Genomic DNA, 16,507 nt, shown 5'->3' with positions numbered 1-16,507 from the left:
GAATGAGACTAGTTTAACGTGATCTGTATCTCAAAACTATGACGAAGCAGGTGTAAATATTATATGACTTGGTTTTTGGGAATCTGATAAAAGATCAATGCAGTGATGATATTGATTGCACCTAAACAGATGAGCGTGGTGTGAAAAGCTTGAGTGATGTGCTCTTCTCCAAAATACGCCGTAAATACATTGAGCAATGCACCTGCTATGGCAACGCCGATACTCATTGAAAGCATCATAATCATCGACAAGAAGCTATTGCCACTACTGGCATCTTGTTGCGGGAGATCTTTCAGAGTGAAGGTATTCATGGTTACAAACTGCAATGAGTTCAGTGTTCCAAAAATAAAGAAATGCACGGCTCTTAACCATATAGGTGTATCTACTGTGGTCAGTGCAAAACTGGCGATACATGCGCCAACCAAGAAGGTATTGATTAACAATAATCTGCGATAACCGACTTTGGAGATAATCGGTCGAATAATCGGTTTGGAAAATAGTGAGCCTAAAACCATAGGCGTCATCATGATCCCCGTCATTAATGGTTCCATTTTAAAAGCGACTTGCAACATCAGTGGTAAAATAAAAGGAATTGCATTACTCCCAAAACGAGCAAAGAAGTTCCCTAAAATGCCAATGGTATAAATGTTATTTCTAAATAATTTACTACGAAATAATGCATTTTGATGCGTATGTGCATGATAGGCGTAAACCAACGTGGCAATCAGTCCTGCGACTAATAAACCAATACTGAAACGCTTTGACACATCATGGCTGGCAATATTTTCAATACCCAAGGCCATTCCTACCATCGCAATGACCAATAAAATAAATCCACTGAAATCGAATTTCTTGACTGTGGGTTCAGTGGTATTTGGCATGGCTTTAAAGGTGACTAACATGCCTAAAAGCCCAATCGGTAAATTGATCAGAAAAATCCAGTGCCAAGATGCAGCCTCAATGAGCCATCCACCGAGTGTTGGGCCGATTAAAGGCCCCATTAGCCCTGCTAGGCTCATGAGGCTCATTGCAGATAAAAATTGTTCACGAGGAATCAGTTTCAGCATAGCTAAACGCCCGACAGGCAGTAGCAATGCTCCACCGATACCTTGAAGGACACGGAAGGCAATCAAACTATTAAAACTATTGGAAAGTGCACAGCCTAAGGATGCAATGGTAAAAATAATAATTGCTGAAAAAAAGGTATTTCTTATACCGAAACGATCGGCTAACCAGCCACTGAGTGGAATACATGCCGCTACAGAAAGCACATAACTGATCACCACGCCATGCATACGCAAAGGATTTTCTTGTAAGCTGTTTGCGATTGCAGGCAATGCAGTGTTGATAATGGTGGTATCTAAACCTTGCATAAAAAAGCCAATCGAAACCAAAAAGACCAACAGATAAAACTGAGGCTGTAATTTTTGATGTGATGGCGTGGTTGCAGTCATATTTTTCAAATGTGAGATTTTGTGACTATTTTAAACCATTCATTCTACGAATTCTGTAGGAAATCGTTGTCATTATTCAGAGGTATTATTCTTCTATCTATGCAAATGGTTTTTTCGTTTTGAACATCATATTCATTGAAAAAATGACCGTACATACAAATAGACTTTTTGCATCAGTCGAGTGGTGATGCACGTTTATTTACAATCGAAGTTTCCTCTTTTTTATAAAAGATGAGCATTATTACACGCAAGAGGGAGAGGATTTATAGGTTAAATCTCCCTCATCCTCTTGCGGAATAATATTCCTCATCCCTAAGGGAGAAGGAATTTTCAATATTAATTTTACGACTAATTGGTGATCATTTTTGACTGTTGTAAGAAGTTTATAAATATGAGTTTGGAAATAATGGACTGTGTGAAGATTGATCAGAGTAAAGTTGAAAATTGTATTTATAAATATATTCAACCATTTATAAGCAAACTTTAGTTGAGATATTTTATTTTCTACACAATATAAAAAATTAAAAGTTTTGAAAATTCATAAAAGTGTCATAATCTCGCAGGCATTTATCTTAAGGAAGACTATTTTTTATGCGTCTCACCATGCATCAGAATAGAGGTTTAGCACATGAGCATTGATATTTTAATGGTCATCGGCTTTTGTCTAGCGGCTTATTCGATTGTTGGAAATGACGTTCCGCAAACTTTAGGAACATTTATTTCTTCCAATGCACACCGACCATGGTGGATTCTATGGATTTATACCAGTACGATTCTAAGCATTGTTTTGTTATATGGCTGGTGGGTATCTGGAGTAGGTGATGCTTCGTATGGACGTTTAGAAACCATTCCTTTTCCCAAAGAAGGCATGACGTGGTTATATGTTGTTCCGCCACTGATTCTTCTGTTTTTAACACGCTTTGGTATTCCTGTAAGTACCACATTTCTAGTACTTACGATTTTTTCACCAAGCAGTTTAAGTGCAATGCTGACCAAATCGATGTTGGGTTATGCGGTTGCATTTGTTGTCGCAATCATTATCTATCGTTTTGTTGTTAAAAAAGTCACCATCTATTTCAGTCAAACACGCCACCATCCACCCCCGAGAATTTGGATTGCGATCCAATGGGTTGCTACAGGGTTTTTATGGAGCCAATGGCTCATTCAAGACTTGGCAAACATCTTTGTATATGTGCCACGTGTTGTACCCTTTTGGTTTATGTTGTTTGCTATCGTGGTTTTTATCACCTTACTTGGTGTGGTTTTTTACCAACGCGGTGGGGCAATTCAGAACATTATTGACACCAAAACTGGGGTGCAAGATGTACGTTCTGCCACGATTATTGACTTCATGTATGCGCTGATTCTTTTGGTATTTAAAGAGATGAGTAATATTCCAATGAGTACCACTTGGGTATTCTTAGGTTTACTTGCAGGACGTGAGTTTGCTATGGCGATGCATTTGAATGAAGTCAATAAATATCGAACCTCACGAAATGTCAGTAAAGATGCAATGAAGTTGATGTTAGGTTTAGCCGTCAGTATTCTTTTGGCAACCGCTTTGCCTTGGCTTTATCAAATGATTGAAGGTTAATGTTATTCAGGTTTTTAACCTTTAAATTCAAAACCCTTGTATCGCTTTGTTCTTTTTACATGATTGAAAATGCTGAGAAGTCTGCTTTACAAGGGGAAAATATTAAAAATGTTTAATTTATAAATCTCAGAACTTTATTCTATTGGTCTAAACCCAACCATTGTCTTTGATGATAAGCACTATCCCAAAATAACCATTCTAATTCAGCACCTTTGGTATAGGCTTTATGCATTTTTTCCAGCGTATCTGCATCACAACGTTCAGCAATACGGTCAATGGTGATTAAAACATTACGTACAGCTTCGTTAAACGCTTCACCTGAATAGGTATCAATCCAAGCTTGGTAGGGATTATTGGCAATCGATTGACTGACAATATCTTTACCCACTTCTGCATAAATCCAGAAACATGGTAATAAAGAAGCTAACACAACAGGATAGCTTTCAGACCAAGCCGTTGCTGTTAAAAAAGAGGTGTAATGATGGCAAGCCAATGTTAAAGGCGTATTTTCAAAATCTGCTTTACCGATTCCGAAATCTTTCATAAATCCGTCATGCAAACTTCGTTCAACAACAATGGCTTCTTTAGCGCCTTGAGTAAACTGGATAATGTCATCGGCTTCATAAGCTTTAGCACCACATACCGCAAGCGCACGTCCATAAGCCACCAAATAATGCGCATCTTGAATCACATAGTGGCAAAAAGCCTCACGACTTAATGAACCATTGGCAAGTTCTTGGTTAAACGGCAAGGCTAAAGTTTTTTGATATAAGGCAAGGTTACGTTGCCAAACGTCTTGAGAAAAGCTCATGTCATTTTCCTACAAAGGTTTTAAATTTAAAAATAAATGTGATGAAAAAGTAAGTCACATCAGAACCATAATGAATAAGTGTGACAATCAGTAATGAACCGTCATGAAGATGATCATTATTCTATAATGCTTTGGCGAACCGAGCTTAAACTATTCCAGTTTATCTTCATAAAAATAAGACAAACTACTTTGGATAAATGTGAAAAAGCCGTCATAATACGCGCATTAAAAATCCAATTTTTATTTCAGTCTTGTCTGATTTAAATCTACTCTCCGCAGGTCACGTGACATTATGAAACATTTTGGTTTCTCCATCTTTTTTACAATTGTGTGTTTAGCAATTTCTGCATATTGGGGCTTTACGCATGGGCCAAATGCAGGCGTACAAGCAATGCTATCTGCACTGACTATTACTGCCATCCTTGCTGTAATGGAAGTTTCACTTTCTTTTGATAATGCTGTAGTTAATGCATCGGTACTCCGTAATTGGGATCATTTCTGGAAAATGATTTTCTTAACGATTGGTATTTTGATCGCTGTATTTGGTATGCGACTGGTTTTCCCTGTTGTGATCGTTGCTGTGACCGCAGATATGGGAATGATTGAAGTTGTGAAAATGGCTTTAAATGACCCAATCCAATATTCAGCAAAATTATTGGCGCATCATGCAGAAATTGCTGCTTTTGGTGGGGCATTCTTATTGTTGGTCTTCTTAAATTTCTTTTTGGATGAAGGCAAAGACACACACTGGTTTAAATGGCTTGAAAAGCGTTTAGCAAATTTGGCCAATGTTCCTGCAATGTCAGCTTTCCTCGCACTGATTGCTTTGTTGGTGATGGCAGCCAATGTTGAAGAGGCAAAACGTCTTGTGGTGACTATGGCGGGTATTTGGGGCATTGTCATTTACATTGGTGTGCAAGTGCTGAGTCATTTGCTTGGCGGCGAACCTGAAGTCGATGAAGATGGCAATGCTGTGGGGCATGATGCGAGTGGCGCACCAACAGGCGTGATCAAAGCGGGGATCGGTGGTTTTATTTACCTTGAAGTATTAGATGCTTCTTTTAGTTTTGATGGCGTGATAGGTGCTTTTGCGATTACTTCTGATGTTGTGATCATCATGCTCGGCCTTGCGATTGGTGCGATGTTTGTACGTTCAATGACCATCTATCTCGTGGAAAAAGGAACTTTAGATGCGTATATTTACCTTGAGCATGGTGCACATTATGCGATTGGCGCTTTAGCTTTTATTATGTTGGCAAGTGGTACAGGCTTACATATCCCTGAAGTTGTTACAGGTTTGATTGGTGTTGCATTTATCGTTTGGGCTATTATTGCTTCGATTCAATATAATAAACGAATGAAACATCAGCATTAATCCTTTTTTAAGAAAAACGATTACAATAAGGGGCGCTTTAAAAGCGTCCTTTTTTATACTCAATATTCCCAAAAAGTTGTCGCAATATGCGATGATGTGTGCGATGAATAGCTCGCCAGTTTTGATAAGCCAATAGATATGATGAATTCTTTAGAACGCCGATCGACTTTTGCATTAAGCAGTATTTTTGCTTTACGTATGTTGGGTTTGTTCATGATCATTCCTGTCTTTGCTGTTGCAGGACAGTCATATCAATATGCCACGCCAACATTGATTGGTTTAGCTGTGGGTGTCTATGGTTTAAGTCAAGCTTTATTACAAATTCCTTTTAGTCTGTGGGCAGACCGTTTTAATCGTAAACCTTTGATCATTTTTGGTTTATTGTTATTTGCTTTAGGTGGTGCTGTTGCTGCCATGTCTGAGACGATTTATGGTGTGATTATTGGTCGTGCAATCGCAGGTGCAGGCGCCGTATCCGCAGTCGTGATGGCATTATTGGCAGATGTGACCCGTGAAGAACAACGCACCAAAGCCATGGCAGTCATGGGGATGAGCATTGGTTTATCATTTGTTGTTGCATTCAGTTTAGGGCCTTGGCTCACGACATTGGTGGGGATTTCAGGATTATTTTGGGTCACAACGATCATGGGATTATTGGCCATTCTCATGCTATTTCTTGTCCCGAAAACCACACGACACCACAAAAATTATCAACAAGGTTATTTAAATCAGCTTAAACAAGTTTTGAAAATGGGTGATTTGAATCGCCTACACGTTTCTGTATTCTCATTACATTTATTACTCACTGCAATGTTTGTTTATGTACCTTCACAGTTGATTGATTTTGCTGGAATTCCATTGTCTAAACATGGTGTGGTGTATTTGCCTTTATTACTCATCAGTTTGTTCTTTGCTTTTCCAAGCATTATCCTCGCAGAAAAATATCGCAAAATGCGCAGTATTTTCCTGACTGCGATTGCTGGAATCATCGCAGGACTGGTTATTCTGATTTTTGGTTATGAGTCTAAATATATCTTGTTGTTAGGATTAGGTTTATTTTTTATAGCCTTTAATGTGATGGAAGCTTTACTGCCTTCATGGTTATCCAAAGCTGCACCGATCCAGTCTAAAGCGACAGCAATGGGTGTGAATGCAAGTGCACAATTCTTAGGTGCATTTTTTGGTGGAACCTTAGGTGGTCAATTAATTTTACTTAATAATACTGCAATGGGTTGGAGTGTTTTATCAGCACTTGCTATAATTTGGCTGTTCATAAGTTTTGGACTGGCTCAACCACGCTATTTAACATCCATCGTATTACGATTGCCTGAGAATAAACAAACCGATGATTGGACTTCTCAGTTATTGGCAATTCATGGTATTGAAGAGGTCGTGGTCATGTCTGATCAACAGGTTGCTTATATTAAAGTCGATAAACAGCAGATCAATGACGCTGCGCGACAACATTTAACGCACTTGTTGGGTAAAGAGGTAGCCATTTAAACATAACTCTTATAAAGTAAAACATAGAATTGAATAGGAAGATAACGTCTGATGCGTGGTGTAAATAAAGTTATTTTAGTTGGTACTTTGGGTCGTGATCCTGAGACGAAAACATTCCCAAATGGGGGATCTTTAACGCAGTTTTCAATTGCGACCAGTGAATCTTGGACAGATAAAAATACGGGTGAAAGAAAAGAACAAACAGAGTGGCACCGTATTGTATTACATAATCGTTTAGGTGAAATTGCACAGCAATATTTACGTAAAGGTTCAAAAGTCTATATCGAAGGTTCTTTGCGTACTCGTCAATGGACGGATCAAAGCGGTCAAGAGCGTTACACCACAGAAATTCGTGGTGAGCAAATGCAAATGTTAGATTCAAATAATCGTCAGCAAGGCGGTGAGGGTAGTGATGGCGGTGGTTATAACCAACCACGTTTTAACAATAACCAACAACAAGGTGGTTATGGAAATCAGGGCGGAAACCAAGGTGGCTATAATCAAGGCAACCAAGGTGGTTATGGCAATGGCGGAAACAATGTAAATCAAGGTTTCCAATCGCCTAAGCCGCAACAAGCGCCGAGCCCGGTAGCTGCACCAGCTGATTTAGATGATGATTTACCGTTCTAATCTGCCAAGACAAGAATAGGTGAATTAAACCCTCTGTAAAATAGATAATGCTAATCAATTAAAAGCAATAGAGTAGTTACTCATTTAATAATCTCCCCTAACCCCTCTTTAAAAAGAGGGGAACTATCGAAGATTTAAAAAAGCTTAATGGATTGGTGTTACTCTATAAAATAGATAATGCTAATCAATTAAAAGCAATAGAGTAGTTACTCATAATAATCTCCCCTAACCCCTCTTTAAAAAGAGGGGAACTATCGAAGATTTAAAAAAGCTTAATGGATTGGTATTACTCTATAAAATAGAGGGTTTTTTATTTGTTGTGGGTTATTTCTTAGCTGAAACCCACATCGTGATCACAGCTTTAAAAACGATATTATTCGCTGTATCTCGTACTTCAACATTCACGAGATAATCACTACCTTGACTCCATTTAAAGTTTTCCTCAGCAGGCTTGGCAATAGCAACTAAATCAGTTTCAGCCTTTTTAAGATATTCTACGGTCATGCCTTTCGGAATCCAGCGATGTGTTGAAGGAACAGTCACATCTGTCATGGTTCCACCTGCTAGTTCAGCCATATTACACATGGCAATTGCATGAACAGTGCCAATATGATTTAAAACAGCGCGATGCTTTTTGATCTTGATTTCACAATAATGAGGTCTAAGCTCCTCAAATACAGGAGAAATACTACTGAAATAAGGGGCTTTTAAGCACAGTAATTTTGAATATGTCCATTTTCCTGCTGGCTTATTTTTAAAGCTGTTCCATAGTTTGAGTGCTTGGCTCATTTTTCTTTCCCAATGTGTTTAAACAGAATATAATTCTAATACAGAATAATATTCTGTTATTGGTTAAGCAAACAAATTTTTCAAATGAGCAGGTCAATCTCGTCATTTTAGGGTGAATCAATAATAGGTTTCTGAATGGATAATTTAGTTTTATTAGAGAGCGTTTATAGCGGTCGTCGTGCTGAACTGAAACGCATTATTTTAAATGAAGCACTTTTTTGCTTTCTCAATGATGGGATTGAATCTACAACAATTGAAATGATTCGTGATCGTGCCAATACCAGTATCGGTGCGATTTATCATCATTTCAAAAATAAAGAAGGAATTGTTAGAGCACTGTATTTATCTGCTTTGCAAGATCAGGCTCAGCGCCGTGAACATGCTTTGCAGTCGGTGCAGTCATTACAGCAGGGTGTAGAAATAATCATCGCCAGCTATATCGATTGGGTGGTGGATTTTCCAGATTTTGCACGTTTTTTATATACTGCAAATTTTGTTCTTTCAAAAAGCGATGATATTTCTGAATTAAAACAAAAAAACCAGCAGAGAAATCAGCATTTATTGACATGGATGAAGCAAAAATCAGACGATATCTTCCTTCAAAATATACCCTTTGAATTGCTGTTATCATTGGTCATAGGCGCTACAGAAAGTTATTGCCGTGCATGGCTTTCGGGCAAAGTGAGTACTTCACCTATAGCCTATAAGCAGACATTGTCACAAGCTGCTTGGCGTAGTATCAGTGGTTTTACTACGAGTGAAAACAAGGCGAAATAAACACCTTGTTTGAGCCGATACATGGTCTTTAAACGTGGCAATCATATTTAGAAAATGCGTGAACTTTGCATATAGTCAGCAGTTACTTGATTCAAACTGTCTAGAATCAGCGCCTTATCACCTGTTTCAATGGCTTGATTGAGCTGTTGCATATAACCCAATAGTTGTGTTTTGGCAGCTACTGAGAATTCAGCTGTTACAGCTTGATCTTCATAAAGTAAAACGTAGTTTTTGGCAAAACCGTAAATAAGGAAAAGTGTAGTTTTTTCTAAGTCGGCATCAGCATTTAAGATGTGTGTCTCACACTGATTTTTTAGCTGTTTGAAAGCATCGCTGCCACTTGAAAGATTCTCAAATTGCTTTAGAAGTGTAGGAAAAATCATTTTTAAAAACCTGCTCAAAAAGAAAATCTACAGAACAAGTGGGTATAGGTCAAGAGAATTTAAATAGGGTTTTTCGATTGAGAATAGGATTTGAATTGAGTTTTTAAATCTATTTTTTCGATTATATTGATAAAAAACTACTGTTTTACCAATATAAATTTGTTTCGTATAGTGGCTTTACAGATAAGCAATCCCTGAAATGAATTGAAGGAATACCCAATGAGTTTGATCAATACTGAAGTTAAAGCTTTTAACGCAACTGCATATAAAAATGGTGAATTTATCGAAGTATCTGAAAAGAACTTCTTTGGTCAATGGTCGGTTGTGTTTTTCTATCCTGCTGATTTTACTTTTGTATGCCCAACTGAGTTAGGTGATTTAGCGGACAATTATGCTGAATTCCAAAAAATGGGCGTTGAGATTTATTCAGTGTCTACCGATACACACTTTACTCATAAAGCTTGGCATGACCATTCTGACGAAATTAAAAAAATTCAATATCCAATGATTGGTGATCCAACTTGGGCATTGGCTAAAAACTTTGAAGTACTTATTGAAGCGGAAGGTTTGGCAGATCGTGGTACTTTTGTAATTGATCCTGAAGGTAAAATTCAGATTATTGAAATCAATGCAGGTGGTATTGGTCGTGATGCACAAGAGCTGCTTCGTAAAGTTAAAGCTGCACAATATGTACACGCACACCCAGGTGAAGTATGTCCTGCAAAATGGAAAGAAGGTGATGCAACACTTGCACCATCCATTGATTTGATAGGAAAGATTTAATCTTCCATCCATACTGTTGATCAAAGTTTCCAAAAATCCAGAGCCTAGCTTCTGGATTTTTTTATTGATGCTTAGATCACATAACCTGAATGATGATTGGCTAGGCTACGCAGTCCTTCAACCAGTGTATCGATGAGTTTTTCCATGGCTAAACGTTGTCCTTTGCGTGAGGCATAGACTAACTGCACCGTCCCTATATTTGAACACCATTCAGGTAAGATATGGATTAAATGACCATTTTTAATATCTTCTTCTACAGACAAATAAGGTAAATCTGCGATACCTAACCCATCTTTAACCGCATAATAAACCCCTGCAAGATCATTGCTTTTAATACGTGGTGTAAGCGGGATATTTACCTCTTCATTTTGTTCAAGGTGATGTAAATGCCAAGCATACTGCTGTTTTTGTGTACCCAATACGATACTTGGAAACTCATGTAATTCAGGAAAATATTCAATTTTTCTATTCTTGAGTAATGTTGGACTTGCAACCAAGCAATGTACCGTTTTAATCACATCTCGCACGATTAAATTAGAATCCTCATTGGCCTGAAAATTGGTTCGTATTGCCAAATCAATATCATCATGAATAAGATCAACACGACGACTGGTCAACTCCAATTCGATTTCAACTTTTGGATAAGTTTTTAGGAATTGATTGAGTAAACTTCGAATTTGAAAATGCATCATTACGGTTGGACAGCTAATTTTAATTAAGCCCTGAGGCTCACTTTTTTGACGCAATAATACATTCTCAGCACACTCAACTTCAGCAATCACTTTACAGCAAGCGTTGTAAAACTCTTGACCTAAAGCCGTGACTTTAAAATGCCGTGTAGAACGTTCGATGAGACGAATATTAAATTTATTTTCTAGTTCTAGAATCCGTCGGCTCAGCTTAGATTTTGTGATGTTACTTGCTTCACTTGCAGCGCTAAATCCGCCGTGTTTGACCACCAAATAAAAATAATAATAATCATCAAATGAATGCATGGATTATCCCAAATTTAGATCATTAGAAAACAGCATAACTGAAAAAGGGCAGGATTGATCAAATTGTGATGTGGAAATAACAAAGATCAGCCAATGCCAATGATTGGATTGACTGATCTTTAATCTAATTATTTGATATAAATGAATGATTTAATGCTCTGATTTATCTGAATTGTTATAGTTAAAGCTATTGATAAGATTACGGTAATCTGGAATATGATTTGAAAATAATGTACCTAAACCTTCAATATCATTACGCCAATCACGATGTAATTCGCAAGCCATACCAAACCATGTCATCAACTGAGCGCCAGCGCTTGAAACACGATCCAAAGCAGAATCACGTGTCAAAGCATTAAAAGTCCCTGAAGCATCGGTAATCACAAAAACTTCAAAATCTTCTTCCAGCGCCGAAAGTGCAGGGAATGCCACGCATACTTCAGTCACTACACCTGCAATAATCAGTTGTTTTTTACCTGTGGCTTTTACTGCTTTAACGAAGTCTTCGTTGTCCCAGGCATTGATTTGACCTGGACGAGGAATGAACGGAGCATCAGGAAAAATTTCTTTAAGTTCAGGAACCATAGGCCCATTTGGACCATTTTCAAAGCTGGTGGTCAATATGGTGGGTAAATTAAAATATTTTGCGGCTGCAGCAACAGCCAGTACATTATTTTTAAATTTGTCAGGATCAATATCACGAACCAATGAAAGCAACCCTGTTTGGTGATCAACCAGTAAAACAGCAGCATTATCTTTGTCTAAACGAACGTATTTTTTTCCCATTTTAATATCCTCAGAAAGTCATTTTAAATCAGCTATATCGTGTAGATGAGAAGGTGCATTTACACAACTGAATCGATCATAGAAAGATTTTGTTGAGCTGTTAAGTCTATAAAATAGGATTAATTATCTTAAAAATAAGACAATATGATTAAAAGTTAGTGTTAATTTTATTTTTAATTCATCTATAGGATTGTTATTCTTTATTCAGATCACAATTATCCCAAAAATAGGAAGCTGAATATTGAGATCAGTACTGATTCTCTCCTTTAAAAATATTATCTTGCTCTCATATTACTCCCTAGAGAGAGGAGCTTTGAGATGAAAAAAATTATCGGTGTTTATCGCAATCAAAACATGCATTGGGTAGGTGATGGTTTCCCTGTAAAAAATTTATTTTCTTACGATCGCTTAGGGCAAGCCATCAGTCCATTTCTTCTTTTGGACTATGCCGCACCTTATCATTTTGATCCAACCACAGCACAACATGGTGTAGGTTCACATCCACATCGTGGTTTTGAAACCGTAACCATTGCTTATCATGGTGAGGTGACACATAAAGACTCATATGGTGGTGGTGGCACGATCAAAACAGGTGATGTGCAATGGATGACAGCGGGTTCAGGTCTGCTCCATGAAGAGTTTCACTCACGAGAGTTTGCAGAAAAAGGCGGTTTATTTGAGATGGTACAGCTTTGGGTCAACCTGCCTTCTACAGACAAAATGACGACACCAAAATATCAAGCGATTGATGCAATTGATATTCCAGTGATTCAGTTTGAAAATGATGCAGGGTATTTAAGAGTCATCGCAGGTAACTTTGCTGAACAAGCAGGTCCAGCGACAACTTTTAGCCCAGTCAATGTGTGGGATGGTGTGCTCAAAGCAGATCATGAAACACATTTTCATGTACCTGTTGATCACAATACATTAGTTGCTGTTTTGGGTGGTGAGTTGTTGATCAATGGCACTCAATCTGTGAAAGATAACTCGATTGTTATTTTTGGCAATGATGGAGAGGCACATATTCAGATTTCAGCTGTTCAAGATGCTAAATTCTTGGTCTTAACAGGGAAACCATTGAATGAGCCTATCCAAGGTCATGGTCCTTTTGTGATGAATACCAAAGATGAAATCATTCAAGCATTTAACGATTTCAATCAAGGTAAATTTGGTCAGATGGCTATAGATGCATGATCATTAGAAAATCACATCCTATGATCTGATTTTGTTTAAATCGTGATAAAAAAGAGCTTCTGCCATCAGACAGAAGCTCTTTGCGCTGTAGCTTATTTATTTTCTGTTTATTGTTATTAATATCGTGAATATTTTCTTGATTATGGGCTAATGATAAAGACTTAAAAGTGTGATGTAAAGCACATTATTTTGGTTTATGGTTAATTTTTATGCATTTAGTGAATTGTATTTAACATCAGAAATGGATGATCGAGTGTATCTGTAAAAAGATGAATGACTAGGCAAAAAAAGAGGATCTCTACCCACACCGTAGAGATCCTTTTTGCGCTGTATTTTCTTTTATCACTTTATTGTCATAAGTACTTATGATGATGGTTATTGTGACTTGGTTTTCATTTTATGAATGCTATGATAAATAAAAACAATCATGTTGTAAATAATATTTTAAAAAATAGTTAAATTATCTATTTGTTTTTAATAAATATTTTATAAATATATGAAAAATATAAAATTATTATAATGATTTTCCACTTTATTTTCTAAAATAAAAAGGTTTGTGAAATAAATTTGGCAAAAATGTGAAATATCGCTTTGTTTTGATCTTGTAAAAAAGTAGAAAACTGGAACTTTTTAATAACATCATTTACCAAGGCATAGCTCATAATGAAAAAAATGGAAACTTACGGATAATAACGTTGAATATTGCAGTCATTGGAAGCGGCATGGCTGGGCTCGCTACCGCAAGAATTCTGAAAGATGCTGGTCATAATATTACGATCTTTGAAGCTTTGCCTGGTCGTGGTATGGATAGTCATAGTATCGAGTTTGAAGGTGGTTTGATTGATGCACCTTTACGTGTCATGAATCCACATCTATGGAAAAATACATTAAGCCTTGCAACGCATTTAGGCATTAAGACTTTTCCTGTACGTACTTTTATGGCTTGTAGTTGGTTATTTGAAGATAAAACAGAAACTTGGCTAACAACCTCCCGCACTCGTATTGGTAATTTCCCGATTATCAATAATCGCAAAGGGATTAAGCAGTACGGTTGGCGTTTGGTGAAAGGGATGTTGCAACTTAAAACAGCCATTCATCAATTTTTTAAATCTAAAAATCAAGACATCACGCTTTCAGATTTTATTAATCAGAATGAAATTGAAGAAGTTTTTTGGCATGGGGCAGTCATGCCAGTGCTTTACACCATTTGTACATGTGACCCAAAAACCATTGGTGAATGGCCAGCAAAACCGCTACTTATTTTCCTCAAGCAACTGACCGATGGCGATGCTTTATTGCGTTTACATGGTGGAACACCTGCTTTTGTAGATAAATTGGTTGAAGGAATTGATATACGTAGCGGTTCTGAAATTATCAAAGTTGAAGAACAAGCGGACCAGGTGCTTGTTGAAAATGTTCAAGGTGAAAAATTTCAATTTGATCGTGTTGTTGTTGCAACGCCAACCAATAAGTTAGAAGAATTCTTAAATACTGAGCAATTTTCGGAAGATATTGCACTATTGAAAAAATTCAAATTTGAGCAAGGCGAATTGGTGATGCATACAGATCCAACAGTGATGCCACCAAATCGTAAGGATTGGAGTGTGCTCAGCTATATGATGGATCGTAAATTTACCAAGCAACAGTTTACAGTTTGGTTGAATTCGATTGAGCCGAGTTTGGTTGGGAAATCACCAGTATTCCAAACATGGCGCCCTGTGACTGAAATTGATCCGAAGAAAGTCATTTCAACGGTAACGCTGACTCGTGCAGTAGTAAATATTGAAACAGTCGCGCTCAATAAAGAGTTACAACAACGACATAAGGCGGCAAATCGTAAAGTGTTTTATTGCGGATCTTGGTCGTGTGATGGCTTACCTATTTTAGAATCCGCAGTGACCTCGGCAATGCACATTGCAGAGATTTTTGGTGCACCATTGCCATTTGTAGGATTAAAACCTAAAGTAGAAGTCGCACCGCAATTGGGCTACTAAACTTAAATTGGTTCATGCTTTGAAAAAATGGTCACAGGTAATTCTAAATAAGCTTCCGCAACATAAATATGCAATCAACGCAAAATTATTGGGAGATGACAGTGAATGCGCATGGACCAATTTAGGGTATTGGGATGATGCATCATCATCCTATTCATTTGCTTGCCAACAACTGGCTGAACATCTTGCACAAGCTGTTCAGCTACAACCTAAAGACCGCATTTTGGATTTAGGTTGTGGACAAGGTGCAAGTTTAAAATATTGGTTAGAACATTATAAAATTCACGATTTAGAAGCTGTAGAGTTACAACAAAACTGTGTCAATAAAATTCAAAAACATCTTCAATTAAATGCCATTCATTGCCAATCTTTTTTAGACTTATCACAGATTCCTTTTAACAATCGCTTTGATGTGGTGATGTGTATTGATGCTGCTTATCACAGTGATTTAAATTTATTTTTAAATTCTGCAAATTCTGTTTTAAAGCACAAAGGTCGTTTGGGATTTCATTATTTAATGCTTTCCGATCAGGTACTCAGTAGCAAACAGAAAATAAAATATATAGGGCTTTTGAAAGCCGCAGATGTCACATTTAAGCATTTAAAGAAACAAGAACACATACAACAACTAATACAACAACAGGGGTTTGATACAGTTCAGATCCACGATATTTCAGAACAGGTTTTACTGGGTTTTAGTGATTATATTTCAAAGCAGTCATTGCATGTACAACAGCGTGGTATGGATCATTTCAAGATTCAAATGACAGCAAAACTCTGTCGAACTCTATTCAAGGATGGAGTGATCAAATATGTGCAAATCAGCGCACAGAAAAAATGAGACTGTATTTTATTTAGAAGCTTTAAAAACAACAAAGCCTCACTAAAAAGCGAGGCTAAGTATAAGTGGTGCCGGCACACGGATTCGAACTGTGGACCTACTGATTACAAGTCAGTTGCTCTACCAACTGAGCTATGCCGGCGACTTGGCGTGAATTTTACAGAATATTCTCAAGATTGCAAGCCAAAAAATAAACACTTAAATAATCTTTACTATTTATACGCATTTAAGAGAGATTGATGAGTTCGATTTTAGACATTTTAATCATGTCTTAATTCCTAGTAAGTGAATCACTGCTTGTTTGACTGATTGTGTTGCCGATGTTTTTGCTAAACTAGCGGTAGAAAATACGATTGCATTAGCAACCAATAACACGGCACATATAATCAATTGTAGTCCTTTCATAATATTTTTTCTTAGTATGAACTGGTGTGCATTATTTTTATCAAAGTTGATTTTATTTGTAAATACATAGATGCTTCTTTACTTGAAAAATATTACTTTTTATTTGGCTTTATGCAGTCAATAATCGTTTAAAAGTAAGACAAAAATAGTGGAGAATTGGATTTAAGTATCTGAGTAAATTTAAGATTTTGAA

16 protein-coding genes and 1 tRNA gene are annotated in these 16,507 nt (G+C 37.1%); 9 read left to right on the top strand and 8 right to left on the bottom strand.

What is annotated here, in order from left to right; genetic code table 11:
- Positions 1–59 precede the first annotated feature (59 nt).
- Positions 60–1,454 carry a multidrug transporter subunit MdtD gene (gene mdtD, locus D7V20_RS13935; protein WP_120384792.1) on the bottom strand — a complete coding sequence of 465 codons (1,395 nt, stop codon included), beginning with the start codon at positions 1,452–1,454 and terminating at the stop codon, positions 60–62.
- A gap of 628 nt (positions 1,455–2,082) precedes the next feature.
- Here mdtD and D7V20_RS13930 point away from each other — a divergent pair.
- The gene (locus tag D7V20_RS13930; RefSeq protein ID WP_120384791.1) at positions 2,083–3,048 is read left to right on the top strand and encodes a hypothetical protein; all 966 of its coding nucleotides are present in this window, start codon (positions 2,083–2,085) and stop codon (positions 3,046–3,048) included.
- Between the two features lie 139 nt (positions 3,049–3,187).
- Here the strand turns inward: D7V20_RS13930 and tenA are convergent, their stop codons facing one another.
- Positions 3,188–3,859 (bottom strand): thiaminase II, encoded by a 672-nt coding sequence (tenA, locus tag D7V20_RS13925; protein ID WP_120384790.1) that lies wholly within the window; start codon positions 3,857–3,859, stop codon positions 3,188–3,190.
- Positions 3,860–4,151: 292 nt separating this feature from the next.
- On the opposite strand from tenA, the gene D7V20_RS13915 reads away from it, so the two are divergent.
- The 3 genes from D7V20_RS13915 (at position 4,152) to ssb (ending at position 7,367) form a co-directional block, all read left to right on the top strand.
- Positions 4,152–5,234, top strand: coding sequence for a DUF475 domain-containing protein (locus D7V20_RS13915; protein WP_171407834.1), 1,083 nt, complete (start codon positions 4,152–4,154; stop codon positions 5,232–5,234).
- A gap of 138 nt (positions 5,235–5,372) precedes the next feature.
- Positions 5,373–6,737, top strand: coding sequence for an MFS transporter (locus tag D7V20_RS13910; protein WP_120384788.1), 1,365 nt, complete (start codon positions 5,373–5,375; stop codon positions 6,735–6,737).
- Positions 6,738–6,788: 51 nt separating this feature from the next.
- Complete coding sequence (gene ssb / locus D7V20_RS13905; RefSeq protein ID WP_120384787.1) at positions 6,789–7,367, top strand: single-stranded DNA-binding protein; 579 nt, start codon at positions 6,789–6,791, stop codon at positions 7,365–7,367.
- A gap of 324 nt (positions 7,368–7,691) precedes the next feature.
- Here ssb and D7V20_RS13900 read toward each other — a convergent pair whose 3' ends face one another.
- Complete coding sequence (locus tag D7V20_RS13900; RefSeq protein WP_120384786.1) at positions 7,692–8,156, bottom strand: hotdog fold domain-containing protein; 465 nt, start codon at positions 8,154–8,156, stop codon at positions 7,692–7,694.
- Between the two features lie 135 nt (positions 8,157–8,291).
- Between D7V20_RS13900 and D7V20_RS13895 the strand changes: the two genes are divergently transcribed.
- Positions 8,292–8,933, top strand: a complete 642-nt coding sequence (locus D7V20_RS13895) for a TetR/AcrR family transcriptional regulator (RefSeq protein WP_120384785.1) — start codon at positions 8,292–8,294, stop codon at positions 8,931–8,933.
- Between the two features lie 47 nt (positions 8,934–8,980).
- Here D7V20_RS13895 and D7V20_RS13890 read toward each other — a convergent pair whose 3' ends face one another.
- On the bottom strand, positions 8,981–9,316 hold the full coding sequence (locus D7V20_RS13890; protein ID WP_120384784.1) for a hypothetical protein: 336 nt from the start codon (positions 9,314–9,316) through the stop codon (positions 8,981–8,983).
- Positions 9,317–9,535: 219 nt separating this feature from the next.
- Here D7V20_RS13890 and ahpC point away from each other — a divergent pair, with 219 nt between their 5' ends.
- Positions 9,536–10,099, top strand: coding sequence for an alkyl hydroperoxide reductase subunit C (gene ahpC / locus D7V20_RS13885; RefSeq protein WP_120384783.1), 564 nt, complete (start codon positions 9,536–9,538; stop codon positions 10,097–10,099).
- Positions 10,100–10,170: 71 nt separating this feature from the next.
- Here the strand turns inward: ahpC and D7V20_RS13880 are convergent, their stop codons facing one another.
- A complete protein-coding gene (locus D7V20_RS13880; RefSeq protein WP_120384782.1) occupies positions 10,171–11,094 on the bottom strand; it encodes a LysR substrate-binding domain-containing protein in 924 nt (307 codons plus the stop codon).
- A gap of 150 nt (positions 11,095–11,244) precedes the next feature.
- Positions 11,245–11,880 (bottom strand): isochorismate family cysteine hydrolase YcaC, encoded by a 636-nt coding sequence (gene ycaC, locus D7V20_RS13875; protein WP_120384781.1) that lies wholly within the window; start codon positions 11,878–11,880, stop codon positions 11,245–11,247.
- A gap of 318 nt (positions 11,881–12,198) precedes the next feature.
- On the opposite strand from ycaC, the gene D7V20_RS13870 reads away from it, so the two are divergent.
- From D7V20_RS13870 to D7V20_RS13860, 3 genes are all read left to right on the top strand, one after another.
- The gene (locus D7V20_RS13870; RefSeq protein WP_120384780.1) at positions 12,199–13,074 is read left to right on the top strand and encodes a pirin family protein; all 876 of its coding nucleotides are present in this window, start codon (positions 12,199–12,201) and stop codon (positions 13,072–13,074) included.
- A gap of 695 nt (positions 13,075–13,769) precedes the next feature.
- Entirely contained in the window at positions 13,770–15,068 is a 1,299-nt protein-coding gene (locus D7V20_RS13865) for an FAD-dependent oxidoreductase (RefSeq protein ID WP_120384779.1), read from the top strand.
- Between the two features lie 19 nt (positions 15,069–15,087).
- Positions 15,088–15,909 carry an SAM-dependent methyltransferase gene (locus D7V20_RS13860; RefSeq protein ID WP_120384808.1) on the top strand — a complete coding sequence of 274 codons (822 nt, stop codon included), beginning with the start codon at positions 15,088–15,090 and terminating at the stop codon, positions 15,907–15,909.
- Positions 15,910–15,975: 66 nt separating this feature from the next.
- Here D7V20_RS13860 and D7V20_RS13855 read toward each other — a convergent pair.
- Together D7V20_RS13855 and D7V20_RS19875 are read right to left on the bottom strand one after the other, a co-directional pair.
- A tRNA-Thr gene (locus D7V20_RS13855) sits at positions 15,976–16,051 on the bottom strand.
- Positions 16,052–16,173: 122 nt separating this feature from the next.
- Positions 16,174–16,314 carry a hypothetical protein gene (locus D7V20_RS19875; RefSeq protein WP_171407833.1) on the bottom strand — a complete coding sequence of 47 codons (141 nt, stop codon included), beginning with the start codon at positions 16,312–16,314 and terminating at the stop codon, positions 16,174–16,176.
- Positions 16,315–16,507 lie beyond the last annotated feature (193 nt).

The organism is Acinetobacter rongchengensis, assembly GCF_003611475.1.
Classification (GTDB): Bacteria; Pseudomonadota; Gammaproteobacteria; order Pseudomonadales; family Moraxellaceae; genus Acinetobacter; species Acinetobacter rongchengensis.
The sequence above is the reverse complement of the archived record's forward strand: the minus strand, read 5'-3'. Positions and strand labels throughout refer to the sequence as shown.